This window comes from Streptomyces sp. Y7, assembly GCF_043195415.1.
Lineage (GTDB): Bacteria > Actinomycetota > Actinomycetes > Streptomycetales > Streptomycetaceae > Streptomyces.
On the sequence record NZ_JBIDDQ010000011.1, the window covers coordinates 15,930 to 40,926 of the forward strand.

The window sequence follows — 24,997 nt, forward strand, 5'->3', positions numbered from 1 at the left end:
GCCGTGATCACACCAGCCATTCCAAGATCATGGCAGGCCGCGCACGGCTCCTCTCACAGGCAGTTAAGCCTCCGAAGCGGGAGGGAGGTTGGCGACCGTGTAGGCCTCCGCGATGCCGAACATGCTCGCGCAGCGCGGGCACTCCGCCCGGCCGAACAGATGGCGGATACCCTCGGCGAGTCGGAGTTCCCCGTCGCGGACAGTCGTGGCGCGCATCCATCGGCCCGGGTCGAGCAGCTCCTCGGTTGGCGCCGGCCGCAGGGCACGCTGCTCGACGTCGCCCAGATCCCAGTCGCGGATCGCCGAGTAGTGGCCGTAGTCGCCGATGGCGACGGTCACCTCGACATCGCAGTGGGGACAGCGCACGGTGTAGAAATCATCGGTGAAATCCTCCAGGGCCGCGCTCCAGTGATACTGGCCGGCAAACGCGAGTAGGTCGCAGAAGACCCGGTGGTAGTTGGAAGGACGCGCCCGGAGCTGCTGGTCTGCCAGTTCTCGCAAGGTGGCGATGACGTCTGTGCAGTCCTCGATCAGAGCTTCGCCGTCGTGGTGCCGAAGGACGCCCCGCATGATCGCGCCAGCCAGTTCTAGGGCTTGGTCGCTTCTTGGGGCCAGCGCTGCCAGGCGTGGAAGCGCCCCGAAGCCGGCCGAAGACACGCTCTCTCCATGAAGGCAGAGGCGGTCCCACAGCTCAGCCCATGCCTCCGTGGTTTCCGCGCGCTCTACCTGCTCCAAGAGCACCGGCACTCGTTCGGTCGCCCCGTGGGCATCGATCGCCTGCGTCAAGTCCGTCACCGCAGGCATTCAACCCCCACCGGAGCCCGTGGCGCCACGCAGACAGTCGAAGGTGATCATTGCGGGACAGTCCTGGAGCAAGGTCACGAACATTCGAACATACGCTTGACTTTACGCGTGCCCCATAGACCGCCGAAAGGCTCTATGGAAGCATACCTTTATGCCGGACGTGACTGTTGAGGTGCGCAGAGATCATATTGAGCGGTTAGTGCGCCCCACTAAACCGCTGCACGCCATCTTTGAGTTGATCTGGAATTCCCTAGATGCGGACGCGAAGGAAGTCAAGGTATTCCTACGCCGAAATGACATGGATGGCGTCGAGTCGATCCTGGTAGAGGATAATGGGCTCGGAATTCAGCGATCCGAGAGTGAGCACGAGTTCGGCAGCCTCGGAGGATCTTGGAAGTCCCAGACCAGAGTCACTAGGCGTCATAAACGGCCTCTGCATGGCAGTAACGGCGAAGGGCGATTTAGGGCATTCGCGCTCGGCCCAAGTGTTACTTGGACTACCGTGGTCGATGACGTCAATGGTCGAATTCGATATCAGATCCGAGCCAATTCGACCACCCCCGAGCGATTCAGTATTAGCGACCCACTTGGCAGCAGGGACGAAACGGGCACGAAGGTCGCTGTGGAAGGGACTTCAGGATCCCTGGTGAGCCTGAAGAGTGAGAAGGCGCAAAGTAGGCTCGCGAAGGAGTTCGCGCGCTATCTGAACAGGTTCCGCGACGTCTCTTTGGTCTACGACGGCAGGGCCGTAACTCCTGATGAAGTTATTGACAGAATAAAGCAGATTGCGCTGCCCTCTCCCGACGAGAACGACCAGAAGTCGCCAACTCTAGAAATCGTGGAATGGAAGCAAGACTGGCCGAATGAAATCTTCTTTTGCGATGCCAGCGGAGCTGCGCTAGCCGAGTACAAGGCAGGGATTCAGGCGCCGGGGTTCTCTTTCTCTGCATACATCACGTGGCATGGATTTCAGGGATCTGAAGTCGTATTGGCGGAGCTTGGGCACGCGCGCTATGGGCCAATTCTAGACTCGGCTCGGGCAGAGCTACGGAAGTACTTCAGGGAGCGGGCTAAGGAACGCAGGCAGCTGGTAGTCGATCAGTGGCGTGCCGAACAGGTATACCCCTTCTCAGGGACCCCGACTACTCCACTGGAAGAGGTCAAGCGTGACCTCTTCGACGTCGTGGCAGTTCAAGCGATCCCCGGCATTGGCTCCGAACCGGCCGCTAAGAAATTGTCGCTCAGGCTCATTCGCGAATCTCTCGAGCACTCTCCTACCTCCCTGAAAAAGGTACTACGCGATGTCCTCGATCTGAGTAACCAAGAGCTAGATGACCTAGCGGTGCTACTCGATCGTGCCTCGCTTGCATCAGTGATCTCCTCAGCTCAGACTGTGGCCGACCGACTCGACTTTCTGCGCAGCCTGGAGCTTCTCCTCTTCGACGCCGATCTCAAGAAAGAAGTATTGGAGCGAAGTCAACTTCATCGGATCCTCGCGGCGGAGGCTTGGGTATTCGGCGAACAGTATCAATTGGGCGTAGATGATCAAAGCATCAAGGTAGTCCTAAAGCGGCACCTTGAGTACCTCGGGCGCGACACGCTGAACATAGCTGATGTGAAGCTTGAAGATCGCAAGACGGCAATTGTTGATCTCATGCTGTCGAAGACCATTCAAGATAGCGAGCATCAGCATCATCTCATTGTTGAACTGAAAAGGCCGTCTGTTATCGCGGGATACAAAGAGCGGCAACAGATTGAATCTTACGCTATGGCTGTCGCCAACGATGAACGGTTCCGAGATGTTGAAACTAAATGGGACTTCATCCTCGTGGCAAATACAGTTAGTGATGACATTCGGCGCCTGTCCCGCAAGAAGGGTCAGCCTGTAGGGTTGATCCACGAGGATGATGATCTGGATCTGCGCATTTGGGTTAAGCATTGGGGGGCAATTATCGAAGAGCGCAGAAGAGCGCTGCATTTCTACCAGGACAAGCTGCAAGTCGACCCCACACGAGATGAGGCCATTGACTTCCTCCGCCGGAAGTATGCGCAGTTCCTTCCAGGGAGTATTCAAGGCGAGGAAGAGGCATCCTGAGGAACAGGTCGGTGGAGTCTTAATGGCTGAGTCAAAGCATTTGCCGGGCCGCTGGCACTGTTAGGCGTCGTGGTCGGCGGTCTCTTCGAGCAGGTCCATGGCGTGGTTGTGGAAGCGGCGTTCGGCGTCGCGGCACGGGGCGTTAATGAAGGCCCGTTGAGCTTGGGCAATATCGCAGTGCAGCAGGCCACTGGTCACGAACACGGCTTCCACTCCGTGGCACCCGTTGTCCTTGAGAAACCGCTGGAGTGCGTCCGTGTCGCCGGTTGCCTCCCAGACGGGTCGGGCGGTTTCCTGCATGGCAGCGATGCGCGCTGATCGTTCTGCATCGAAGCCCACTGGATCCGCCTCTCTGGTTTGGCCCGCGTCTGAACGGTCATTCTGGCCGGGCAGGGACTTCGTCACGCCAACCAACGTAGGGTCACTCCAAGTCACCCAAAGACGACATGGAGAAGCTCTCCCTGTGCTCCTTCGGGGCTCCACTCTCCGTCTGCCACTGCACGACTTCCTCGATCTCGTGATTCCAGAACTCAAAGGCGTTCACGTACGCAACACCGTAAGGGTGCGATGATGCTCTGCTCCGCCCTCGCTGATATTCAGCTCTCTCACCAACCAAGGTCGCACGAGCTTGAGGAAAGTCGAAGAGAAGCCGTTCGTCCGGCCCCACCTCGTCACGCTCGATGCTCACTTCCTCCTCGTCGACTCTGACCTGAGCCACCACGTTGTAGGCAATGCTGCGCCCCCTCCGGAGCACGACGTACTCCCCGGGGGCTGCCCAGCTGCCTTCCCAACGGACGTCATGGATCTCGACGCTGCGCTGTTCCTGGCGGTCGGCCATCTCGTTCGCTTCCCTCGCAAACCCATTGGCCTCTTCGGACAGTCGGTTTGCCTTTCGCGCGATGAGATTGGACTCGGCGCTCTTGGCGTTCGCTACCCGCGACAACTCGTTGGCCTCCTTAGCCAAGCGGTTCGCGTCTCCCGACTTGAACAGCCCGATCACGCTCGTTGCGAAAGCCGCCACGCCAGCCACTCCGCCTACCCAGCCAGCTACATCGCCCCAGTCTGCCGCCATGGCGGGAGCGTAGCCGTTGTGTGCTGAGGGGCCTCGGGTGCATCGGGCCGGGCGAAGGCCCTAGGGCCCACCAGACCGCTGAGGCGAGGTCCATATTCGCCTGCACTGTCCTGGTCAGCGGCTCTAGCATCCCCACCATGACCTCGAACGCCGCCACGCCAGAGCGCAACCCGTTCCTCGAAGCAGTCGGAAGGGTGACCGTGGCCGGCGCCAACCTCGACTTCGGTCTTCACAATCTCCTCGGACAACTCGCCTTCGAACCCACGCTCATCCAGCTGGCCAACGCCGAGGGCACGGCACGGCTCATCGAACTGTGCGAGCTGGCTCTGAAGACGTACGACGTTGACATGCTCCCCGAGGACGTGGCCGAGGTTCAGCGGTGCCTCGTCCGAGCGAAGGTACTTAAAGACAAGCGGAACTTGATCGTGCACTCGCTCTACATGCGTGCTGAAGACGGTAACGGCATGGAGGCCGCGAAGCCTCTCAGGCGGACGCTCGGGCAAAGAGTCACGAAGATCACCGTCGCCGAGATGGAAGCCACGGCCGCAGAGATGGAGGCGATGCAGCACGACCTCTTTCGCGCAGGATGGAACGCGCGCGCGAGACAGACCGGCATGTCACGGATCCCTACTCAGTCACCGCCCGCTGATGAGGCTGCGGCTGAGCACTGAGAGCAGCCGTCGGGACCCCCGATTGCGAGCATTCCGAGGCCGACGCTCTCGGCCCGCAATCTGCAGCAATCCACGAGCGATACGGTGCGGCCACCCCGCATCCTGGACCTTCAACCCACCAGGACGCGGAGGCGACATGGCGCTCAGGTTCCTCGGCACCACCAGCGACGGCGGTGACTGCCCTACTCTCTACGAGGTGGAAGGCACAGGCGAGATCCTCGTGCAGGGTGACGTCGTCACCGACCCCGAGCACATCGCCCAACTGCGGGACGTGAAGCCTTCCGAGACGTTCGTACGGGTGCCCCGCGAACTCCTTGCCCGCTTCGCCCCGCACAGCCCGCCATCCGAGGTGATCCCGTTCCGCGACGTGGCGCACGTCTTCACCGACCTGAAGCACACCGCGTGGCGGCTGGAGACCCGCCGCGGCTACGCCACCGACCGAAGCAGCGAGGCGTGGGCCCGCTGGAAGGCCGGCGAGGACGTCGCCCACGACGGACCCGACGCGTGGCGCCGCAACGTCATCGAGCAGGTCGCACAAGGCAAGACGTTCGGCCGCGTCCGGATCGTTGACCAGCCGCTCACGGAAGGGCAGGAGTTCCTGCTGACGCGGGCACCGAGCAGCGTGGCCGCAGGTGACGAGGTGCGCTACCTGTGGCGGGCGGACGCCGTGCGCCTAGGCCTTCCCGAGTTCGACTTCTGGCTCATCGACTCCCGCACCATGCTCCGATTCGTGTTCGACGAGCAGGACACCACCATGGGCGTCATCGTCTCCGAGGACCCCACCGAGGTACTCGCCGCCTGCCAGGCCCGCGACGCCGCCTGGCATCACGCGCTGACTGCCGCCGACTTCGCCGAGCGGGTACGTTCCACTGCGTGAGCAGCGACTACCAATCCGGGCGCGTCGCCCTCGGTGCGCGCATGCGCGAACTGCGCACCGAGGCAGGCATGAACGGCAAGAACTTCGCCGAACGCCTCGGCTGGCAACGCTCGAAAGTCAGCCGCCTGGAGAACGGCAAGCAGACCCCGAGCCGCGACGACCTCACCGCATGGGCCGAAGCCGCCGGCCGGGCCGACGTCATAGCCGAACTGACCGGGCGCCTCGCCGGGCTTGAGACCCGCTACCGGTCACTGCGCAAGCAGTACTCCAACGGCCACCGCGCCCGCCAGGAACAAGGACTGGTCGAGACGGAGCAGACGAACGAGCTGCGTGCCGTCGAGGTGATCCGAATCCCCGGGCTGTTCCAGACACCCGAGTACGCGCGCGCCGTGTTCACTGCCAACGCCGCGTTCCGCGGCGTCCCGACCGCGGACATCGAGGACGCTGTCCGGGCCCGCATGCGTCGCCAGCAGGCCCTGTACGAGCCTGAGCGCAGCTTCCGCGTCCTGCTTTGGGAGGGCGCCCTGTACGCCTTGAACGCTCCTCGTCCGGTCATGGCCGCGCAGTTGGACCGGCTCCGCTCCATGGTCGGCATGGACACGGTGCAGCTCGGCATCATCCCCTTCGCTGCCGAGCTGCGCCGCAGCCCTTCACACGGGTTCTGGATCTACGACCGCCGCCTTGTGATCGTCGAGACCCTCAGCACAGAGATGTGGCTCGACGACGAGGAATCGGTCACGCTGTACGAGCGGGCATGGGACTGGCTCGCGGACTCAGCCGTGTACGACACCACCGCGCACCGGCTCATCGGCCGCGCGAGCGCCGCTCTCAACCTGTCGTAAGCAACCCGAGGCAACGGCCCGGCCTACGCGCGCAATCCCGCGCAACCGCCGCACAGACCCGCAATCGCCTTGCCTACGGTCCTGGCCATGGCCCTACCGAACTTCGCCCAACAGTACGAGGCCGGGGATGCGTGGCTCGCCGACTGCTCCGTACGCCCGGACCTCGTACGTACGGCGTGGGACGCGGAGACGCTCGCCCCGATCGCCTCCGGCGCTCACTGGCTGGTCGCCGAGGCGCAGCTCGCCACCCGGTACCCCGTCGTCATGCGCATCCCCGCACAGAAGCGGGGCCCGGTCCTCGCCGACCCCGAGGCCGACAAGCTGTGGTGGCTGGTCCCGCTCGACGCGGCCGAGGAAATGGCCGACGTGCGTCAGCTCCTGGTGCAGCCACCGGGCTGGCGCCTGCACTGCCCCCCGACGGGCTGGCACATCGACGGCCGCATGTGGATCACGCGTCCCGATGGTTCAGGGCTACTCACTGACCCTGCAGTGCTCGCCGCCGCGATCGGCCCTGGCGGGTACCGACTCCCCGCGGAGGCATCATGACCACATCCCTGGCCGCGCCTGCTACAGGCGAGACTGGCACTCCAACGCTCGACGAACTGCTGATTGCGACGTCCGCGAAGGGCCGAGATCGCGCTGCCGCCCAGGCGCTGGTGGAAGAGGGGACGGTTCTCGCTCTGGACAGCGTCCGCCGACTCCTCATCGTGGAGGGTGAGAACGGTCCTGCGTGCCGCTGGGAGGGACTGATGGGCCGTTTGTACGGTCTAGGCCTCGACGACGCCCAGCGGGCGTTCCTTGGCCTCGTGCTGGGCATGGTGGGCATCGGCCTTCACACCCTCGCGGCAGTAGAGGAGCTGGACGAACGACGGCTGCTCATCCTGATGCGCTCGATGCCGGTCCTCGCGTGCAACGAACGGATCGCGGTCGGCACGCGCATGTAGCTCCCGTTGCCGGCAGCGTCGCCGACCGCGCCGGCAGCGGGCCAGCACGGCCGTCCCTGCCCCCGTCAGGGACGGCCGCCCCCGACCCCGGTAGGACCCGGCGAATCGCCGGTTGATTCGAGTACAAGGGGCGGCATGCTGCGGGCGTGAGTGGCCGAGCACGTGGTCTCGCTGCTGGCCTCTTCCTTCGAGCGCATCGCGCAGCGATCCAACTGCTGCAGCTCAACGGGAACGGCGCTGTCGCTCCAGTGGCCAACTCAACGCGGTCCACGGTGCTGCGCCGGCTGCGTGTTCTGAGCGACGACGGCCTGGTCCTTGTGATGCCCGTTCTTCTTCCCCTTCTCTCGCCTCCACTCCTGATGCAGCATGCGACGGCCGTTCGTCTCCTCGTCATGGAGTACGGGGTGCTTCCGCGCGATCCTGTCGCGCAGGGTCATCTCCGCCTCTAGGTCCCTGACAGTCGCCTCGTACGCCTGCGCGGCCTCCCGCTCGCGGACAAGTAGCCCGTGCATGAGAGCCAGCCGTTCCTGGCTCTGCTTGTCCGCATCGTGCGCGAGCCGGGACGCCCTGACGCGCATCTCGGCGAGCCTGGCGGCGATGTCCTCGGTCCTCTCCGGAACCTGCTGCAAAGCACCGAGCGCGTTGGCGAGAGGGCTGGAGCGGATGACCTCCCACGCAGCGCCCCCCGCGTTGTCCCGATCGGCGCTGCCCCTGACCACTAGTGCTTCTGCCTGGTCCAAGAGGCGATTCGCCTCGGCAGCGTAGGTCTGCCCACGGGACTGACGGCTCACCGTCTCCTGGGCGATGAGTTCAGCAAGATTCTCCGCTGCTGTGTCCGCCGCGGCGGCGGCTCGGCCAGACTCGCGTACCGCCTCTTCGAGGCGCTGGGCCAAGTCCTCGACGTCTCCGTGAGGACGTCGCTTCCAGGACGGGATGGCCAGCCTCTCCCGCTCCTCCTGCATCCGCGCCAACTGCCGCTTTTGATCTCCACTTGGCTGGAACCGCATTCGTTCCACAGCTTCAAGGCGGGCATCAACTTCCCTCGCCTTTCGCTGGATCTGGGCAAGGAATGCCGCTGCGTCGTCTAGGTCGCGCGGCGGCGTCTCCATGCCGAAGGCCTCAGCGATCCGCCGGACCACTTCGCGTGGGTTGTGGTCACGCAGGGCCTGGACGGCGTCGGCCAAGACGGTGGTGTGATGGTCTGAAGTGGAGCGAGTTTGGGCAGCCAGCAGCCGTTTGCGGGCCTGGCGTTCGGCCTGCTCAACAGATGGCGCGAGTGTGCTTGCCACGTATGTCCGCCGCAACCTGCGCTCGACCTCCGCGCGGGCCTCGGCAGCTTCGAGTTCGCGCTGCAGTGGTAGCCGCGCAGGGGCCGGCGGCTCATAGAGCAGATCCGAGACCATGCTGTCCGGTCTCGACTGTCCGAGGAACTGGGCGAATGCGGCGATGGCGCGCTGCAACAGCTCCTTCTCGCTGCGGGCCGCACCAAGTCGGGCCTGCGTCTGCTCGTCTTCAAGGGCTGCGAGAGGCAGCCACAGATGGTTCGACTGCCTGGCGCGGGTGATGCCGGGATAGGTAGCGAAGGCGTTCGCGCCGTGCCCATACAGCAGCGACGTGTCGCAGGTCAGGCCCTGGCTTGCCGCGATCGTCATGGCGTAGCCCAGCGACAGTGCGCCGGACGCGATGCTTTCCGGCGTCACCCACGCCGACTCGTATCGCGGCTCTTCAACTCCGGCAACGTGCACACGCCAACTGATCTGTACGTTGTGGTTCTCGTCCAGCGCTGTGATGGCGGCCCGGTATCCATTCAGGAGGTCGGGGCCTTCGCCGCGCTTCGACCGGTAGTCGTTGGCTCGCACCCTGACGGCGTCGCCGACCGCGAGGGTGAGAGTGTCGCCACCAGGCAGCGCGTACCGGTGCTCGGCGCCCAGTTCGCCTGCAGCCCGGCGGATCTGCTGGGCGCCGATGTTGAGAGCGTCGACATCGCTGTTGCGGGCGGCGAGCACGGCCATATTCGCGATGAGGTCGTACGTGTCGGGCCAGCCCTTTCGCAGCTCGTCCCAGGTCGTGAGTATCTGCGAGCGGGCCCCTTCGGCGGTCTCAGCGGCGTGGACGCGGCCACCGGCGGCGAGTATCCGCAGGGCTTGTTCGTGATCGCCGGTGCGCCAGACCTCCAGCGCAGCCCGCTCGGCAGCGTCCTCCTGGCGGCGGTTCTCGGTGAGCGTGAGCCCGTGGACCAGGCGGTGGGTTTCTCGGAACCAGCCGCCTGGACCTATCGCCTGCAGTTGCAGGTGGTCGCCGATCGCGATGATTTTGGTTCCGGTGCGCTCAGCCTCGGCCATTAGTACGGCAGCGGTCCTGTCGTCGACCATCGTGGCCTCGTCGATGCAGAGTACGTCGACACCTCGCAGGCCATTGCCGTTCTCGATTTCGCGGAGCCAAGCCGCGATGGTCTTCGAGGGGATGCCAGAGACGCCGTACAGGCTCTGTGCGGCGACCGCGCTCAGGCAGGCGCCTGCGTACGTGGTGCCGGTGAGGTCCCAGCCGATCCGGCACGCCTCCATGAGCGTCGACTTCCCCACCCCAGCGGCGCCGACTACGGCCTCGATGCCGTGCCCGGCGGCCATGAGGCGCGTCACCGTGGTGTTCTGCTGCTCCGAGAGGGGCCAGCCGACTGCCCTCTGGAACTTCTCGACGGCTTGGGCGGCTTGGGCCTCGCTGAGCCGGGCCGAGCCGTCGTTGAAGCGGGTCAGCGAATGTGTACGGACGACGTCCTCGGCGTCGAGGATGTCCTGCGTGGTGTAGCGGTCGGCCGATGACATGACGGCGGAGCCCACGGACGGCACGCGCACCGCGTACCCCTCGACCGCGAGAACCTGATCAGCGAGTTGCTCCAAGCGGTCCGGGGCGCCGTCAATGCCGTATGGCAGCGCGTTGGCCACGGCCGCGAGCAGCTCCGCGCGGCTGAAGGACTTTCGCGCCTTGGTCAGCCCGATCCTGGGGTCGAAGACGACGGCGGCGAGGTCGGCCGGCGGAGGTATTCGTGGCGCTGGGCCAGGCTCCGTGGCACCTGCCTGGCCGTTCGAGCCGGGTGGTCCAGGAGCGGCTGCGGCCAGCATCGCATCGAGGTCAATGCCCGCCGCTTCCGCCCGCCGACGCCAGCTGGCGCGCATCGTCGCTGCGTCGACATCGAGCTTGTCACGTTTGGTCGCCATCGACACCGCCGCCTTCTCCTGGCGGCTCGCGTCAGCGCCGGCCTCCTCGTCGACAAGCGTGCCCCGGCGGGAGAACACGTCGCGGAGGGCCGCTGGAATCCCCAAGACCTCCCACGCGCCGGTACGTTCGTTGCGCTCACGCCGGACCCCGAAGCGCTCGTACAGCAGTGATCGGACCCGGGCCTTGAAGTAGGCGTCCGCAGCGGCTGCATGCCGGTGCAGGTCGCTGCCCGAGTTCGCGATGGAGCGCCACTTGCCGTCCTCGCACAGGCCCAGATTGATGATCGTGACGTGTAGATGAAGGTGCGGGTCTCCGGGGTCACCAGCGCGTACCGGGCGGGCGCTCTGATGCTCGACGACCCACGCCATCAATCCGCCGGTCACGAGCCTTGTCGGCAGGCCGTCTTCGCTACCGACCGCGTAGCCGCACCACTTCTCGATTTGGGCGAAGGTCTCGCGGGCGGCTTGGTGAACGATGGCGCGCAACTCCCGCTCGTCGGGCAGATCCATAAGCCCGTGTAGCAGGCTGTCGGACTTCGGCAGGTCCAGGACGCAGTCCCAACCGCGCACACGGCTGTCCACGCGTAGGTCCTTGTGAGCCCAAGCTTCAGCGAGTTCCTTCTCGTCGAAGATGTCGGCGAGTGCGAGGCCCGCGGCGCGAACGAGCTTGTGCAGCGTCTCCACCTGCATGCGGTGCGCCTCGCCCCGGCGATGCACCATCCGCTGCAACCGCTCCAGGACGCGTCTCTGCTTGGGCTTACCGTCCAGCAGAGCTGCGGACTCCACACCCTTTTCCTCGGCAGCTTTCGCCATCGCTTCGACAACACGCGCGGTCGTCAACTGTGCCTTCGGGTGAGTTTGGGCAGAAGTCCGAGAGCTGAGCAGACGTGCGCCCGTCGCCGGATGACAGCCGTTCATGAGCCGGCGCGCTGCGTTCTTACCCTCTTCGTTCAGCACCGAGCCTTCGACAAGACCCACCGCTTCGAGGCCGTTACCCAACCAGATCAAGTCGGCTCCGCCCTCGGGCCGCAGTCGGTAGTCGAGGGCGGCGTCTTCGGTGTCATCGATGACGACGGGTTCTCCCCCGGCCGATGCCACCACGGCACACCCAGCCTGTTGTCGCAGTCGGTACTCCACCTGCCGGTCGGCGGTGATCTTCGTCAGCCAAGCCACCGGCCGCCCCTTCGGTTGCAGGCCGCTGCAAGGCGTTGCCGGCTGCGCCCGCAGCGCGGCTCACCGGGGTTCCCCTGGAGGGGAACCCCCTTTGTCCATTGTTCTTTTTCGATCAAACGAACGGCGCCATGCTCAGCCACCATCGACGTTCCGTACTCAAAGGGCCGCGCAGCGGTCCCGACAGGCTCTGCAGCAGCGGCTCTCCTCTCCTCGTCGTGAACACTGCGGCTCAACTCTTCGATCTGAGGGCGGATTTCAATCCGCTGTTCACTGGGCATCATGGTTACCTCCGGCGGCCTTTGATGCCCTGATATTGGCGCCGATCGCAAGGCCAAAACGGCCGAGACATTCGAATGTGCCGTGGGACGGGAAACTAATTTCTCTGCTTCCCGTCAGGCGGGTACCGGCCTCATCCGTGACGCTCGCGTACGACCTGAGCCGAAGCCCATAGGCCGTCTGGGACGGCCGGCTGGAGCTTCTCGAAGAAGCCACGGAGCCGTTCAGTACCGCCCACCTCGCTGTCGACGCAATCACGTTCCGTGACTGCTAGGAGCAGGTTCATGCCTCCGACGTCCGGACCCGACAGGGGTTACAGTGCAAATCGCCGACCTGCGGAAACGTCGACAGTGATGAGTGCAGCGTTGGTACAGGGATAACAGGGCTAACAAGCTTCAACCCTGTAATCCCTGTCCCTGCTCTGTAGCCCCGGACAGGCACGAAGTACCTGGTCAGCGATTTAGCCTGTAATCCCTGTCGTCTGCGAGGCGTTAGGTCCCCGGGCAGGCCGGCCCAGCGGAGCTGGTCACTCTCTGCTGCATAGATCACGTGCTTCGGCATTGCTGCGCCCGAGCGCTGGAAGACGAGGCGTCTATCCGGTTCAAGTGCGCCTGCCCCTCGGGATGACCGCCCTACAGGTCCCAAGTTTGTGTCCGCCCGTTTTCGGGCTGCATGCCTGGAAGGGTGCTCCCTCCATCGAGAGCTGCCGTCGCTATTTCCCTGCCCCCGACTCCGAGTTGCGCAGCCTCGCCGCTTCCCGTCCGACGGGAGGTCAAAAAGAAAGCCTCCCGCCCTGTGAGCAGTTCGATGCTCCTCGCCGTTTTTCGCTTGCAGTTCGTGTCAGTGTCAGGAAAACAAGGGCGGAGAAGCCGGATCACGATGCGTTCCTGCACCCTGTGAATCCGTTTCGGAGGCCCGAGAAATCACCCTTGAGCACCCAGGAGACACGATGCAAGACCAGACGGATTACCCCGCCCCCGTTGTGACGCTGCAGCGTGTCAGGCGGGGCGCCAAACCCGATCGGCTCGCCGTCACCATCGCTGAAGCAGCCGAGCAACTGGGCGTCAGCTACCAGACGCTGTGGCGCGCGATCCGCGACGGCGAATTCCCCGGGATCAAGATCCGCGGCCGCATCCTCGTGCCCATCAGGGCGATCGAGCTGCTGATGGAGTCGGTCACCCGCTCCGGGCAGCTCGTGGATGTGGCCGACTGGACGGCCTCGTGGCGTGCCGGGACCGCCGTTGCCGAGGTGGTCTGAGTTGGCCGGCTCAGTCGAGGTCGAGCGAGACGCGGTACAGCAGCTCGTGGAGGTGCGCGGCCTTGACCATGACCGTCACCTCGATGGGCTTGGCGTTGTCCGAGTAGACGACGCGAAGGGTCCTGAGCACGGGCACTTCCGTCGGCAGCTCCAGACCGACGAACTCTTCCTCGGTCGGAGGGCGGCAGGACACCCTGTCGACCATCTCTCGTGGCGGGTAACCCTTGTCGGCCAGAAGTGTGGGCGAGCCACCCTTGATCTTCTTGCGTTCGAGGAGAGCGGTGCCCTGGGCGATGTCCATGGGGTAGTAGGACCAGACCAGTTCGGCCGGGTCCTCGTCCAGAAGCAGCAGCCGCTCGCGCATCGCAGCCGTCTCATCGGGCTCAAGCCCGAGAGCGTCGCGGACTTGCGTCGGCGGCACGACCTCCGCGACGCGCAGGATCCTGTTGGTCCCCACCTTCGACTGCTTGGCGGCTTCCTTTATCCACACGTACGGCTCGCCGTCCCGGGCCGCCGGCATCGTCGCGACGCTGTCGAATGCCTGCTGCGGGCTGTCTCGTACGAAGACACCGAGGCCGGATCGGCCGACGATGTAGCCCTCGGCCTTCAGCAGCCCAAGGGCTCGCTGGATCGTCTGGCTGGAGACTCCGTACTGCGTTACGAGGTCTTGCGTGATCGGCAGTTGCTGGCCTGCTGCGAGATCGCCCGACATGATCTCGGCGCGGATCTTTGCCGAGATTCTGTGATGCGCCGGGCGGGTGTCCGTGTGTTTCGCCATGGATCAACCGACCTTGGTCCGATAGGTGAGGCGATGACCACGAAGCATGGTCATCTGGGATACCTCCACAGGCTGCTGATCAGCCGTGACGCTCGTACGCGTGAGCACGAGCACGGGTTCTCCTTCGTCCAGGCGCAGCGTCTCCCGCACCTCCCGACTCGGCATGTCCACAGTCACGTCCTCGCTGACTTCGCTGATCGTGAAGCCGAGCTTGGCCACGAGAGTGACGGCACCTCCAGGAATCTTGCGGCCCTCCGCGAGGGGCGTGCCTCGGGCGATAGTTGCCGGGTAGTACGAATCCGTCAGCTCGACGGGCTGATCGTCCAGGTGCATGATCCGTCGCCGCACAACAGCCGTTTCGCCGGCCTTGAGGCCAAGGGCCGCGGCGATCGACGGCGGTGGCTCCAACTCGCGTACGTCAACGATCTGCTGCGAACCCCGACGCTGGTGACGCTCCAGCTCCTGGCTCCAGGCGTCGCTCTCCCCTGCACCACGCGGTGTCAGGTAGGCGACCGAGTCGGACTCCCACATGCGACTTGGCACGGCTACACCCTTCGTTGGCCTGCTCCCACGATAGCCGCCTGCTGGCTTGATGAGTCTTTCACCATGCTCTCTTGCTAGCTTGATGAACATCTCACTAAGCTAGCAAGCGTGCCTCCAGGGCCTCCCCTGGTTGCACGCGATATTCCGTTGCTCCGCGCTCCGTGGCGGTCTGCGTCGACGCAGGTCGAGTCCGGGGGGCGGTTGCAGCAAGCACAACGGCCCCGACGAAGTCCGGCCCGTGGTGCACCACCACCACGAAGACCTTCGCCGAGGCCGACACCCACCCCCTGCTTTGACCAGGAGGCACGATGCAGGACCAGGCTAGTCAGCCGGCCCCCGCTGTGAAGCTGCAGCGCGTCAAGGGCGGTATCGCTCCCAACCGCCTCGCCATCACCATCGACGAGGCCGCCGAGCAGCTGAGCGTCAGCTACCAGACGCTGTGGCGGGCGATCCGTGACGGCGAATTCCCCGGGATCAAGATCCGTGGTCGCATCCTCGTGCCCATCAGGGCGATCGAGCTGCTGATGGAGTCGGTCACCCGCTCCGGGCAGCTCGTGGATGCCGCCGACTGGACCGCCGCTTGGCGCGCGGATGCGTCAGCCGCTGCGGAGGCTGGCTGAGATGGCCACGCCACGACGTACCGCCGGGACGATCAGCGGCAGCAAGCGTCTAGCAGTGGTCTCCGCTGACTGGCGTGCTCGCCAGGCCGAGCGCAGCCGGCTGGGCCGACTCAGCAGTGCCATCGAGCAGAACGCCGCGTGTGCTGGGAAGGACCCCGAGCTGTTCTTCCCCAAGAGCGCCGACGGAGTGGAGCTCGCCAAACAGATCTGTCGAGGCTGCCCCGTCTTACGGGAGTGCCTCGTTCAGGGCCTTCGTCTTCGCGACAGGTACGCCGTCCTCGGTGCGACCACGCCTGAGGAGCGAGCCACGCTCCTACGCCACCTCGCTCGGAAGCGTCGGGGGGTGGCGGCGTGAGGGCGCTCAAGCAGTTCCGCGACCAGCACGGCGACCCCGAGGCGTGGAGCGCCGACGAGTTCGACGAGTACCTGCAGATCGGCGACCAGCAGGTCCTCGCCGCCGAAGCCGCACATCTGCTCATCGGCAGCACATCGAGCAGGCTCAACGGGACGGCGCCCGCGGCCGTGCCGGAGGAAGGAATCCGGTGAGCGTCACCGACTTGCACCCCGAGAAGTCCGGCAACACCTACGCCGAGAGCCTCGCGCGTGCCGAGCAGCTACGAGCTGACGCGGAAGCGAAGCGCATCAAGAACGAGAGCGAGCGCCGCCGTCAGGAGCTGTTGGACCAGAAGGCCGCGGCCCGCGCACAGCGCGAGATCCAGCGTGACCTCGCCGCGGCCGCCGATGAGCAGCGTCAGCGAGACGAGGCCCGCCGGGAGGCGGCCGAGGCCAAGGCCCGCGCTGCGAAGTCCGCCGCCACCTGGCGCACCGCCGCAAAGACCATCGCGATCGTCTGCGGCGTGGTCAGCCTGCCGATGCAGGTCATGGCCTTCTGGGACACACATGCCTGGTTCCTCGTCGCCGCACCGTTCGTGCTGGAGGGCGTCGCCTGGGCGCTGTTGTGCGGAGCTCAGGCCGCCATCGACGAGGGCCGCCCGTCCTGGCACTACCGGCTCGGGGCGCTGCTCCAGGCCCTTGTAGCCGCCGGCATCAACTACGCGCACGGCAGCACCGAGTACGGCATGGCCACCGGGATCGGCGGCGCGCTGTGCTCCGTGATCGGCCCCGTGATCTGGGACCTCCACGAGCACGGCCGAATCGCCAAGCGTGAGAACCGCACCCGACGGTCAGTCCGCCGGGCACAGCGCCGAACGGACCGTGCCGAGTTCCAGCGGCTGGACGCGATCAACGAAGCCCGCGCCGCCCGCGATGCCGAGGTGTGGGAGAGGGCTCTCGACCTCGCCGCCGCGTACGGCGAAGTCCGCCCCGGCCGCCGGTCCGGCCTGGGCCGTACGAAGGCCCCGGAGGTCGTCCCGAGCCAGAAGACCTATGCCCGCGCCTGCGTGGAAGTCCACGGCGCCGAGCCCGGCTCGACGGCCGACAGGATCGCCCACATGCGCACTGCCAAGCGTGCCGTGCGCATCGCCCAGAACGGCCCCCTGGACGGCCCGCAGACGGACGAAAAACCGCAGGTCGATTCCCAAACGCCCGCCGCCGACAACGAGCCGTCCACGGCCCGGGCGAAGGCGCCGAAGAAGCGGGGCGAGGACGGCCGCAAGCGCAACGGCGGAACCCCGCCCCGCCGCCGTCCCGGCACCGTCAAGTACCACCCCGCCGCCAAGAAGCAGATGGCCCTCGCGGCCGCCCGCCAGTCCGACTGACCCGCCCCGCGAAGGAGAACACGACCATGGCCCGCATCATCCGAGTCCTCGCACTGACCGGTGCCGCCGCCGCTGCCCTCCTGGGTACCGCCAGCACTGTCCACGCCGACACACCCGAGACGGCCACCGCCACCGTGGAGGCCGCCGTCGACCGCACAACCGGCACCCCGATCGTCCTCCCCTCCGGCAAGACCCTCCACGTCCGCGGACTCGACACCGCCACCTACCGCACCGACGCCGCCCATCACGACACCGTGATCACCCTCGCCGCCGACACGACCACTGGACCCGGCACCGCGGGCATCGACTCCACCCTGCGCGAAGGCACCGGCACCGGCGCAGTCGGCGGCAACCCCGCCGCCTACAACCAGCAGCAGGTCCAGGTCCAGGCGGCCGGCACGGGCAGCATCAGCGTCCTTGCCGCCCTCGGCATCGGTCTGGCGATCTTCACCTTTTTGATGGTCAAGAAGGGCCGTATCAACGCGTGGCACGCGTTCGCGCTGGTCCTGTTCGGGGTGGTTCTCGCCCCGACGACCTTCGGCCCGATGCTCCAGAACCTGGGCGTGTCCGCGGCCACCGGTCTCGGCAACGTCTGGTCCGGCTTCTAGGCCACGACCAGCGAGTTAGCCAGCAAGCAGACAGTCAACGAGCCAGCAAGCCAGCTATCCGGGGCGCGAGATGCGCCCCGGGAGAGGACCGGACCGATGGCCATCGAGATACACCCCCACCCGGGCGATCCCGACGACGTCGTCGACGCAGAGATCATCGAGACGGAGGAAGCGACCCGCACCGCGCGGGCGAAGGAGTGGACGGCCCGCCGCCGTACCCGAGCCGCCGTGGCGTTCGCAGAACAGCGCGCTCGCGTCGCACAGCGGTTGCAGACCTGGTTCGCGACAGCGGACGTCACCGACGAGCAGCTGGCCCAGGAGGTCGAGCGCAAGCGCCGCCTGGCCAAGCAGGGCCGGGAAGCCGAAGTTCGGGGCCGGGTCAAGGCGTTGCAGGCCAAGCTCCGGCACGCGTCACAGGATGAGGTCGCCGGCGTCGCCCCCGAGCTGGCGGCGGCCGAAGCGCAGCTGTCCGTCATCGCGGGCAGCGAGGACGCCCACCGGATGAAGGTCGACGGCCGGTCCCTGTCGCGGGCACGGTGGGCGAAGAAGGCCGGCCGCCTCGCGAGCGCGATCGGCGTCGTCGTGGTGTACGTCAACGTTGCCCCCGCCGAGCCGATGGCTGCCCTCGCGGTCCTGGGCGCCGCGCCGTTCGGCTGGTGGTACCTCTCGCGTCCCCTCGTCGGCGGGTCACTCACCCAGGCTGGGCAGGCCGACGAGATGGTCGTGATGGTCGACCAGGCGACAGGAGAGCCCATCCCGGCGGAGGAGGCGTTCGTCCCGGACACCCTCACCAACCTCGGTCGGGTCAGCCTCATCAAGCGTGAGTCGGGCCGCGTCCAGGGCGAAGCGGACCTGGTCACCGCACTGGTCAAGGCCGGGATCATCACCGAGGCGCAGCGCGACGAGACCCACCTCGCCGGGGTGATCCAGCCGTCCGGACCGGGATGGACCGCCACCGTGGAGCTCCCGCGCGGGGTGAAGGCGTCCGCCGCGATCAGCAGGGTCGAGGACCTCGCCTCTGCGATGCGGATCAAGAAGACCCGCATCGAGATGTCGGCCGACACCTCCGACGAGGGCCACGAGGGCCGGTTCATCCTGTGGGTCGCCGACGAGGACAACCCCTACGGCACCACCAAGAACCCCTCCGAGCTGATCACAGCCGAACGGTGGGACTTCTGGAAGCAGGGCGTGCCGCTTGGAGCGGACGCCCGCCGGGGCCGCCACACCCTCCACCTGATCTGGTTCTCCCTGCTCATCGGCGGGCTGATGGGCTACGGCAAGTCCTACCTCGCCCGCCTTGTGGCGGCCGCGGCTGCGCTGGACCCGACCGTGCGGATCGTCGTCATCACCGGCAAGACCGGCCCTGACTGGGCACCGCTGCGGCACATCGCCCACCGGTGGATCGCTGGAGCCACCCCCGAGATCATCCGCGAGGTCCTCGACGTCATCGGCGTCACCATCGAGGAGATGCAGGACCGGGGCACCGAACTGGACCGTCTGTACGAGGAGGATCCCGAGTCCGTACCCGAGGGGAAGATCACTCCCGATCTCGCCAAGAAGGGCATGGGTCCGGTCCTGTTGGTCGTCGACGAGCTCCAAGAGCTCCTGGACGGCGCCGCCCTCGTGCAGGTACCGGTCGACGAGGGCCGTGACCCGGATGCCGGAGGCCGGGGCAAGACCCGCTCCGGCCGCGACCTGATGGTCGAAGGCTTCGCCCGCTACGTCCGCGTCACCCGCTTCGTCGGCGGCATGGGCGTGTTCATCACCCAGCGCCCGGACGCCGACTCCGTGCCGACCAAGTTGCGCGAGGTGTGCGCCAAGCGCGCCTCCTACCGGGTCAAGGGCGACCGCAGCGCCAAGATGGTCCTCGGTGACGACGCGGTCGCAGGTGGCGCGGCCCCGCACCTGCTGACCGAAGCCAGCCGCGGTGTCGTCGTCCTGGACCAGGGCAGCGACGACGGGCACGCCACACTCAAGGCGGACGTCATCGACCTCCCTGAGTTCAAGGAGGTCTGCCTGCGCGGCCGCCAGTTGCGCGAGGAGGCCGGAACCTTGACCGGCGACGCCGTGGAGTACGGCAAGAACCACGCCGCCGAGGCCACCGCCCGCGGACTGCTCGCTGACTGCCTCGCCGTTCTGGACCGCGCCGGCGTCGACCGCGTCCGCACCCAGCGCCTGGTGGACCTCCTCCAGAGCCACAACCCCCGCTACGGCGACCTCACCCCGACCTCCTTGCAGGCCCGACTGCGGGACGCGGGCGCAGGCACCACCCGGAAGCTCGGCCCCATAGACGGCATGGCCAACCCCAACGGCTACACCCGCGAGCAACTCGCCGACGTCGCACGCAAATAGGGGCAGACCACCTGGTCAAAGCCCCGGTCGAGCCCTGATGGCGCCCCAAATGCCCCAGTACGCACCCTGATCGCGAGGAGCCTCCGCCCGGTCGACCGACTACCCGGACCGCTCCGGCGACCACCCGGCAAACCGGGATGGAACCGACACCGACTGGAGGTCGACCACTCACTCAACCGCCCGCCAGAACAGGACAGAACAGAACGGCTCCCGCCCGCCTGGAGAGCACCCGGGACGCCACCCCAACCCGAAGGGGCATCACATGTCGACCAAGGTCATCGCCCAGATGGTCGTCCTCAAGCACGCCAGGGGCCGCGAGTCCGTGTGTCAGGCGTGGGGCGAGGAGATCGACGCCGCCACCGGCCGCTTCATCAAGATCACCTGCACCGAGTGCAACGGCGAGGGCCAGCCGAAGGGCGAGGAGACCCTCGATCAGATCCACGACCGCGTCTTCCGCCACACCGAGAAGTGCACCCGGCACTACGCCCAGCGCGCCCGCCGTTGCGTCGACGCCGAGCGCAAGGGCGACCACTTCGATTGCGCGGCCGCTCTCCACTGACCCATCCCGGACAACGGGGCGTCCCGCTCGCCTGGACAGCACCCGAGGCGCCCCGCCCCCACCCCGTCACACGACAGGCAAAGGAGCACGTCATGGGCAAGACCTGGCAGCCGAGCGAGGCGAAGAACTTCGCCAAGCAGCTCGACCTCGGCAAGCCGTACTACGTGATCGCAAACATCGCGGTCGACCGCACCCCGTACGAGGACCCGCAGATGTACTCCGAGTACGTCTTCAGCAGCCGCCTGCCCTTCACCAACAACCCGTGCACCGACGGCGGCTACTCGGCAGAGACGCTCTGCCAGAACTTCGGCCCCGTCTACGAGGACAAGCCGAGGAACATGCGGCGCCTGGGCAGCCCCGGCCCTCAGATCGCCGGGCCCGTCGACCCGAACGTCGTCCACCCGCTCGACGAGGCCGAGATCGCGGGCCTGGAGAAGCGGGTCGGCGACGCGGACCGGCGGCGCACGGACGCCAAGGCCAAGGCCGGGCGCTGGAGCCTGTTCAGCTGATGGCCGCCGACCGCAAGCAGCTGCTGAAGGAAGCGGCCGACCTGGTCTGGCAGCACGCCCTGAGCGGGTGCGCCACCGACCCCCGCCCGATGGCGGCGGCGATGGCGGCCGCCCGCCGGGCCGGGATCAGCGTGCAGGACATCGCCAATTACAACGCCAACCGGCCCGACCGCAACGGCCTGTGACACGACCGGGGCGCCCCCTTCTCGCCTGGACAGCACCAGGGGGCGCCCCTCCCCAACCCGCGCACTCGCGCACGCAGGAGGTACGTACGAGATGAGCACGACCACCCTGGTCAGAGCAAGCCGCGCCGCCGGAGCCGGTACCGAAGCACCGATCGACTTAGACAGCCTGGTCGTTGAGATCGAGCGCTGCCTCGCCGCCTTCACCCGCACCACCGCCCACCCTCTGGTCACCAAGACCACCCGGGAACTCGTCGACGAGGCAATGCGCGACCTGGCCCCCGCACCGGCCGCCGGCCCCTCGCCGGACCTGAATCCACCCCCGGCCTGGCTGCGCCGCCTGCCGGAATGGGCCCTGTCGATCCCCCTCGTCCGCAACCGCTTCGGCGCCGGACGCCAACTCACCATCGGCGAGCACCTGGAGTTGACCGCCCTCGTCATCGAGCGCTGGGGCTGGACCACCAATGCCGACCGGGGTGAACACGGCGAGGTCTGCATCCGCGGCGCCCAGTTCGTCCTGCTGCGACTGGGCTACGGCGACGCCGGCACCCTCCATCGCGCCAGCGCCCGCCTTCACGAGGTCCTTGCCCGCGGCACCGGCGGCAGCTTCATCGCCTTCAACGACGCCCCCGGACGTACCACGCAGCAAGTCCTCACCCTCCTGCGCACCGCCGCCATCGAAGCCCGCTGACAACCCAGGAGGACATCGTGACCACGATCCGCATCACCTCGTACGGCACCGGCCACGACGACGACCCGGCCGCCACTGACCCGGTCGTCGTCGACACCACCTCGCTGCACAACCCGCCCGACGACCCCGCGGTCCGCGCCCAGCTCACCCAGAAGACCGGCCGGGACATCGAGGTCGCCCGCTACGTCATGGCCACCCCCGGCGCCGACCGCCTGGTCGAGACAGCCATGCAGCAGATCCGCGACCGCCTCGGCGAAGGCCGGCATCAGGTCGACGTCCACGTCTCGTGCTTCGGCGGCCGCCACCGCTCCGTCGCCGTCGCCCTCGAACTCGCCTTCCGCCTCCGCGTCCTGCACGCCTTCGACGGTGAGGTCCACGTCACCCACCGCCACATCGCCCGGCCGATCCTCCCCCGCCGCAGCGCCTGAAAGGAGGGTTTCCATGCGGATCCCCATCCCTGCCACCACCGCCGTGCACGACGGCGACAACACCGCAGTGGAGGTTGCGCTGCTGGCCGTCGCCCAGTGTCCCCACGGCCACAACACCGCCTTTACCGTGCCCGACTACGAGGACCTCGACTACTTCCAGCAGAAGGCCACCGCATGGGCCCGCGCCCACGCGAGCACGTGCCCCGGCCCCGCGTCGTCGACCGCGGAAGGCGGGCGGTGAGCTCTGATGAAGAGGATCTGCGGCGGCCCGGTCCAACTCGGCGAGCACAACGGCTACACCGTCGCCGTCACCAGCGAGGACTACCGCGGCACTGTCTCCTTCTGGTGGCACGCCTGGTCCCCGGCTGGGTCGTACGCGGGTCAGGCCAACGACCCCGAGTTGCTCACGCTCCTCATCGCTCGCCACCGCTACGACCACACCGACTGACCACCACAAGGCCCTCCCGGCGTGTATTCCGCCGCGCCGAGAGCTCGGTGTCGCAGCCCGCGAGTCCGGACCCACCTCAGACCGGCCTGGCTACCGCCTGATGCCGTCCCACAGAATCCCTTACCGCACCGAAAGGAGTGGCGTGAGCACGCCCCAGCACGCCCACAGCGACAACGTCATCGCCTTGGCCGAGGCCCCGAACAACATCGAAGCCGAACAGATCGTCCTCGGCGCTGCCATGGTCGATGAAGGCGTCCTGTCCGAGATCGAAGAAGAACTCGGACAGGACCCTGCGGTGTTCTACCGCCCCGCCCACGAGACAATCTGGCGCGCGATCCAGGAGCTCGTGGCAGGCGGCATCCGTCCGACGCCGGTCGTTCTCGCCGACGCGCTGTCCAAGGCGGGCGACCTTCAGCAGGTGGGTGGAAGGTCCTATCTGCACACCCTCTACGGGGCCGTGCCAACAGCCGGGGTGGGACAGCACTACGCGAAGATCGTGCGCGAGCATGCGGATCGGCGGCAGATCGCGACGCTCGGCACCCGGCTCATCCAGGCCGCACGCGAATCCGGTGAAGACCACGACGAGTTGCTTGCCGCAGCACGTCACGCACTCGACCGCACAACGGTTGAGGAACGCTGGCCTGCTCCGACCCCAATCGGCCAACAGGTCCCACTGCCCGCCTTCCCCGTTGAGGCCCTGCCCACCTGGGTAGCCGAGCAGGTCGGCGCTGTCGCCGAGTTCACCCAGACGCCTGCCGACATGGCTGCCACCATGGCAATCGCCGCGCTCTCCACCGCCGCAGGCGGGCGCGTCCATGTCCAGATCCGCGACGGCTGGGTCGAGCAGACGAACCTCTATCTGGTCGTCGCCATGCCCCCTGCTTCCCGCAAATCGGACGTCTTCGCCGCCATGACGCGTCCCATCTACGACATCGAGTCGTCCATGCAGGAGGAGGCCCGCCCTTCAATCATCCAGGCCGAGGTCGAGAAGGAAGCCGCGGAAGCCCGTGCCGAAGCCATCATGACCAAGGCGCGCAAGGTCGACGATTCCAAGACTGCCACCTCCCTGGTCGCCGAGGCCGCCGGCCTGCGCATGGCGGCCGAGTCCATCGTCGTTCCGCCCAAGCCTCGCCTGACTGCCTCTGGTGACGTCACCCCCGAGACCCTGACCAAGCTCCTGAGCACGCACGGCCGCCTTGGCGTTCTGTCCCCGGAGGGCGACCTCTTCGACATCATCGCGGGCCGCTACAGCTCCCGCCCCAACCTCGGCGTCTTCCTCCAAGGACACAAGGGCGAACGCCTTCAGGCCGAACGCATCACCCGTGAAGCAGACTTGGGCGAGAAGCCCGCCCTCACCATCGGCGTTACCCTTCAGCCCCCAGTACTGACAGACCTCGCACAGACCCCGGGCGCCCGCGGCCGAGGCCTCCTGGCCCGCTTCCTTTTCTCCATCCCGGAATCCACTCTTGGCTACCGCAGGATTGTTGTCCCGCCGATCCCAGAGAAGACCTCCCGCGTATACGGCACGCGGCTCACTGCCTTGGTCCACACCCTCACGGATCTCCCTGAGCCCGTCACCATCAAGTGCTCCGGCCCGGCCGATCAGGCCGTCATCAGGCTTCAGGAAGCGATCGAGCCCCAACTACGCCCCGAGGGCGCTCTGGCCCACATCGATGACTGGGCCGGCAAGTACGTCGGAGCGGTGGCCCGCATCGCCGGCCTTCTCCACCTTGCCGACCGCACCACGGGCCGCTGGGGCGAGCCGATCGAAGCGGCCACGATCGAACGGGCCATCGCGATCGGCAAGTACTACACCGCCCACGCCCTGGCCGCCTTCGACCTCATGGCAACGGACACAGACAGCGAGAAGGCTCAGCTGGTGCTCGATTGGATCCACAAAACGAAAGTGACCGGCTTCAAGGCCCACGAACTCGTCACAGCACGCCGCCGGGCCTTCCCCACCGTGAGATCCACATCTCCGGCACTGAAACTCCTCGAGGAGCACGGCTACGTCCGTCGGCTCCACGAAGAACGCGCTGGATCGCGAGGGCGACAACCGGCTGCGGTGTACCGAGTGCATCCCTTGGCGGCGGACGTAGACGGCGCCTCAGGGTAAGCGCGGACCGAGCAGACCAGTACCTGGGCGGCCGTCCTAGGCACTGCGAGGCCTGCCTGCGCCCCGACGGCAGGCTCCTGCCGTTCATGTCCGCGTCGGGCTGCCTCATCTCGTCCTGCCGCCGGGCGTGCCTCGCCTCTTCCCCAGGCTGCCAGCAGAGGAAAAGGATCCGCCCGTTCGGCAGCACGCCGCGCCCGCGGGCCGGGGCACCCTTAGCA

The 24,997-nt window shown here is 66.8% G+C and carries 28 protein-coding genes; 21 read left to right on the plus strand and 7 right to left on the minus strand.

The features are described 5' to 3' along the window. Positions 1 to 63: 63 nt before the first annotated feature. Entirely contained in the window at positions 64 to 786 is a 723-nt protein-coding gene (locus ACGFW6_RS25650) for a hypothetical protein (protein ID WP_393514259.1), read from the minus strand. A 169-nt stretch (positions 787 to 955) separates the two neighbouring features. Here ACGFW6_RS25650 and ACGFW6_RS25655 point away from each other — a divergent pair, with 169 nt between their 5' ends. After that, entirely contained in the window at positions 956 to 2,899 is a 1,944-nt protein-coding gene (locus tag ACGFW6_RS25655; protein ID WP_393514262.1) for an ATP-binding protein, read from the plus strand. A gap of 60 nt (positions 2,900 to 2,959) precedes the next feature. Here the strand turns inward: ACGFW6_RS25655 and ACGFW6_RS25660 are convergent, their stop codons facing one another. Both ACGFW6_RS25660 and ACGFW6_RS25665 read right to left on the minus strand, forming a co-directional pair. Further along, a complete protein-coding gene (locus ACGFW6_RS25660) occupies positions 2,960 to 3,304 on the minus strand; it encodes a hypothetical protein (protein WP_393514265.1) in 345 nt (114 codons plus the stop codon). A 16-nt stretch (positions 3,305 to 3,320) separates the two neighbouring features. Beyond that, positions 3,321 to 3,971 (minus strand): hypothetical protein, encoded by a 651-nt coding sequence (locus ACGFW6_RS25665; protein ID WP_393514268.1) that lies wholly within the window; start codon positions 3,969 to 3,971, stop codon positions 3,321 to 3,323. A 137-nt stretch (positions 3,972 to 4,108) separates the two neighbouring features. Between ACGFW6_RS25665 and ACGFW6_RS25670 the strand changes: the two genes are divergently transcribed. From ACGFW6_RS25670 to ACGFW6_RS25690, 5 genes are all read left to right on the plus strand, one after another. Continuing rightward, on the plus strand, positions 4,109 to 4,642 hold the full coding sequence (locus tag ACGFW6_RS25670) for a hypothetical protein (protein ID WP_393514271.1): 534 nt from the start codon (positions 4,109 to 4,111) through the stop codon (positions 4,640 to 4,642). A gap of 136 nt (positions 4,643 to 4,778) precedes the next feature. Then, a complete protein-coding gene (locus tag ACGFW6_RS25675; protein ID WP_393514274.1) occupies positions 4,779 to 5,519 on the plus strand; it encodes a DUF6879 family protein in 741 nt (246 codons plus the stop codon). Beyond that, positions 5,516 to 6,361 carry a helix-turn-helix domain-containing protein gene (locus ACGFW6_RS25680; protein ID WP_393514277.1) on the plus strand — a complete coding sequence of 282 codons (846 nt, stop codon included), beginning with the start codon at positions 5,516 to 5,518 and terminating at the stop codon, positions 6,359 to 6,361. Before ACGFW6_RS25675 ends, ACGFW6_RS25680 begins: the two co-directional genes overlap by 4 nt. Before the next feature lie 87 nt (positions 6,362 to 6,448). Continuing rightward, complete coding sequence (locus tag ACGFW6_RS25685) at positions 6,449 to 6,907, plus strand: hypothetical protein (RefSeq protein ID WP_393514280.1); 459 nt, start codon at positions 6,449 to 6,451, stop codon at positions 6,905 to 6,907. Beyond that, entirely contained in the window at positions 6,904 to 7,305 is a 402-nt protein-coding gene (locus ACGFW6_RS25690) for a hypothetical protein (protein ID WP_393514283.1), read from the plus strand. The genes ACGFW6_RS25685 and ACGFW6_RS25690 overlap by 4 nt, the downstream gene beginning before the upstream one ends. 257 nt (positions 7,306 to 7,562) lie before the next feature. Here ACGFW6_RS25690 and mobF read toward each other — a convergent pair whose 3' ends face one another. Further along, positions 7,563 to 11,693 carry a MobF family relaxase gene (gene mobF / locus ACGFW6_RS25695; RefSeq protein WP_393514286.1) on the minus strand — a complete coding sequence of 1,377 codons (4,131 nt, stop codon included), beginning with the start codon at positions 11,691 to 11,693 and terminating at the stop codon, positions 7,563 to 7,565. A 1,225-nt stretch (positions 11,694 to 12,918) separates the two neighbouring features. Between mobF and ACGFW6_RS25700 the strand changes: the two genes are divergently transcribed. Beyond that, positions 12,919 to 13,227 (plus strand): helix-turn-helix domain-containing protein, encoded by a 309-nt coding sequence (locus tag ACGFW6_RS25700; RefSeq protein ID WP_393514289.1) that lies wholly within the window; start codon positions 12,919 to 12,921, stop codon positions 13,225 to 13,227. A 10-nt stretch (positions 13,228 to 13,237) separates the two neighbouring features. On the opposite strand, the gene ACGFW6_RS25705 is transcribed toward ACGFW6_RS25700, so the two are convergent. Together ACGFW6_RS25705 and ACGFW6_RS25710 are read right to left on the minus strand one after the other, a co-directional pair. After that, the gene (locus ACGFW6_RS25705; RefSeq protein WP_269640111.1) at positions 13,238 to 14,005 is read right to left on the minus strand and encodes a GntR family transcriptional regulator; all 768 of its coding nucleotides are present in this window, start codon (positions 14,003 to 14,005) and stop codon (positions 13,238 to 13,240) included. A gap of 3 nt (positions 14,006 to 14,008) precedes the next feature. Beyond that, positions 14,009 to 14,638, minus strand: a complete 630-nt coding sequence (locus tag ACGFW6_RS25710) for a UTRA domain-containing protein (protein ID WP_269640112.1) — start codon at positions 14,636 to 14,638, stop codon at positions 14,009 to 14,011. Positions 14,639 to 14,856: 218 nt separating this feature from the next. Here ACGFW6_RS25710 and ACGFW6_RS25715 point away from each other — a divergent pair, with 218 nt between their 5' ends. The 13 genes from ACGFW6_RS25715 to ACGFW6_RS25775 all read left to right on the plus strand — a co-directional run bounded on the left by ACGFW6_RS25715 (position 14,857) and on the right by ACGFW6_RS25775 (position 22,663). Then, positions 14,857 to 15,168, plus strand: a complete 312-nt coding sequence (locus ACGFW6_RS25715; RefSeq protein WP_269640113.1) for a helix-turn-helix domain-containing protein — start codon at positions 14,857 to 14,859, stop codon at positions 15,166 to 15,168. 1 nt (position 15,169) lies between these two features. After that, positions 15,170 to 15,523 carry a WhiB family transcriptional regulator gene (locus ACGFW6_RS25720; RefSeq protein WP_269640114.1) on the plus strand — a complete coding sequence of 118 codons (354 nt, stop codon included), beginning with the start codon at positions 15,170 to 15,172 and terminating at the stop codon, positions 15,521 to 15,523. Beyond that, on the plus strand, positions 15,520 to 15,714 hold the full coding sequence (locus ACGFW6_RS25725; RefSeq protein WP_269640115.1) for a hypothetical protein: 195 nt from the start codon (positions 15,520 to 15,522) through the stop codon (positions 15,712 to 15,714). The genes ACGFW6_RS25720 and ACGFW6_RS25725 overlap by 4 nt, the downstream gene beginning before the upstream one ends. After that, the gene (locus tag ACGFW6_RS25730; protein WP_393514295.1) at positions 15,711 to 16,886 is read left to right on the plus strand and encodes a hypothetical protein; all 1,176 of its coding nucleotides are present in this window, start codon (positions 15,711 to 15,713) and stop codon (positions 16,884 to 16,886) included. The genes ACGFW6_RS25725 and ACGFW6_RS25730 overlap by 4 nt, the downstream gene beginning before the upstream one ends. 26 nt (positions 16,887 to 16,912) lie before the next feature. Then, the gene (locus tag ACGFW6_RS25735) at positions 16,913 to 17,494 is read left to right on the plus strand and encodes a hypothetical protein (protein ID WP_393514298.1); all 582 of its coding nucleotides are present in this window, start codon (positions 16,913 to 16,915) and stop codon (positions 17,492 to 17,494) included. 96 nt (positions 17,495 to 17,590) lie between these two features. After that, a complete protein-coding gene (locus ACGFW6_RS25740; protein WP_393514301.1) occupies positions 17,591 to 19,846 on the plus strand; it encodes a hypothetical protein in 2,256 nt (751 codons plus the stop codon). Positions 19,847 to 20,108: 262 nt separating this feature from the next. Further along, positions 20,109 to 20,405: a hypothetical protein gene (locus ACGFW6_RS25745; protein ID WP_359092775.1), complete on the plus strand. Its 297-nt coding sequence runs from the start codon at positions 20,109 to 20,111 to the stop codon at positions 20,403 to 20,405. A 92-nt stretch (positions 20,406 to 20,497) separates the two neighbouring features. Next, entirely contained in the window at positions 20,498 to 20,914 is a 417-nt protein-coding gene (locus ACGFW6_RS25750; RefSeq protein WP_393514304.1) for a hypothetical protein, read from the plus strand. Further along, a complete protein-coding gene (locus tag ACGFW6_RS25755; RefSeq protein ID WP_269640121.1) occupies positions 20,914 to 21,099 on the plus strand; it encodes a hypothetical protein in 186 nt (61 codons plus the stop codon). The genes ACGFW6_RS25750 and ACGFW6_RS25755 overlap by 1 nt, the downstream gene beginning before the upstream one ends. Before the next feature lie 91 nt (positions 21,100 to 21,190). After that, positions 21,191 to 21,787, plus strand: a complete 597-nt coding sequence (locus tag ACGFW6_RS25760; protein WP_393514307.1) for a hypothetical protein — start codon at positions 21,191 to 21,193, stop codon at positions 21,785 to 21,787. A 17-nt stretch (positions 21,788 to 21,804) separates the two neighbouring features. Beyond that, positions 21,805 to 22,215 (plus strand): hypothetical protein, encoded by a 411-nt coding sequence (locus ACGFW6_RS25765; protein ID WP_393514310.1) that lies wholly within the window; start codon positions 21,805 to 21,807, stop codon positions 22,213 to 22,215. Positions 22,216 to 22,228: 13 nt separating this feature from the next. Continuing rightward, on the plus strand, positions 22,229 to 22,456 hold the full coding sequence (locus tag ACGFW6_RS25770) for a hypothetical protein (RefSeq protein WP_030944617.1): 228 nt from the start codon (positions 22,229 to 22,231) through the stop codon (positions 22,454 to 22,456). Between the two features lie 6 nt (positions 22,457 to 22,462). Next, positions 22,463 to 22,663 (plus strand): hypothetical protein, encoded by a 201-nt coding sequence (locus ACGFW6_RS25775; protein ID WP_150501899.1) that lies wholly within the window; start codon positions 22,463 to 22,465, stop codon positions 22,661 to 22,663. Between the two features lie 120 nt (positions 22,664 to 22,783). Here ACGFW6_RS25775 and ACGFW6_RS25780 read toward each other — a convergent pair whose 3' ends face one another. Next, a complete protein-coding gene (locus ACGFW6_RS25780) occupies positions 22,784 to 22,903 on the minus strand; it encodes a hypothetical protein (RefSeq protein ID WP_373309824.1) in 120 nt (39 codons plus the stop codon). Between ACGFW6_RS25780 and ACGFW6_RS25785 the strand changes: the two genes are divergently transcribed. Further along, positions 22,848 to 24,779 carry a DUF3987 domain-containing protein gene (locus ACGFW6_RS25785; protein WP_393514314.1) on the plus strand — a complete coding sequence of 644 codons (1,932 nt, stop codon included), beginning with the start codon at positions 22,848 to 22,850 and terminating at the stop codon, positions 24,777 to 24,779. The two genes, ACGFW6_RS25780 and ACGFW6_RS25785, sit on opposite strands and share 56 nt — an antisense overlap. Positions 24,780 to 24,997 lie beyond the last annotated feature (218 nt).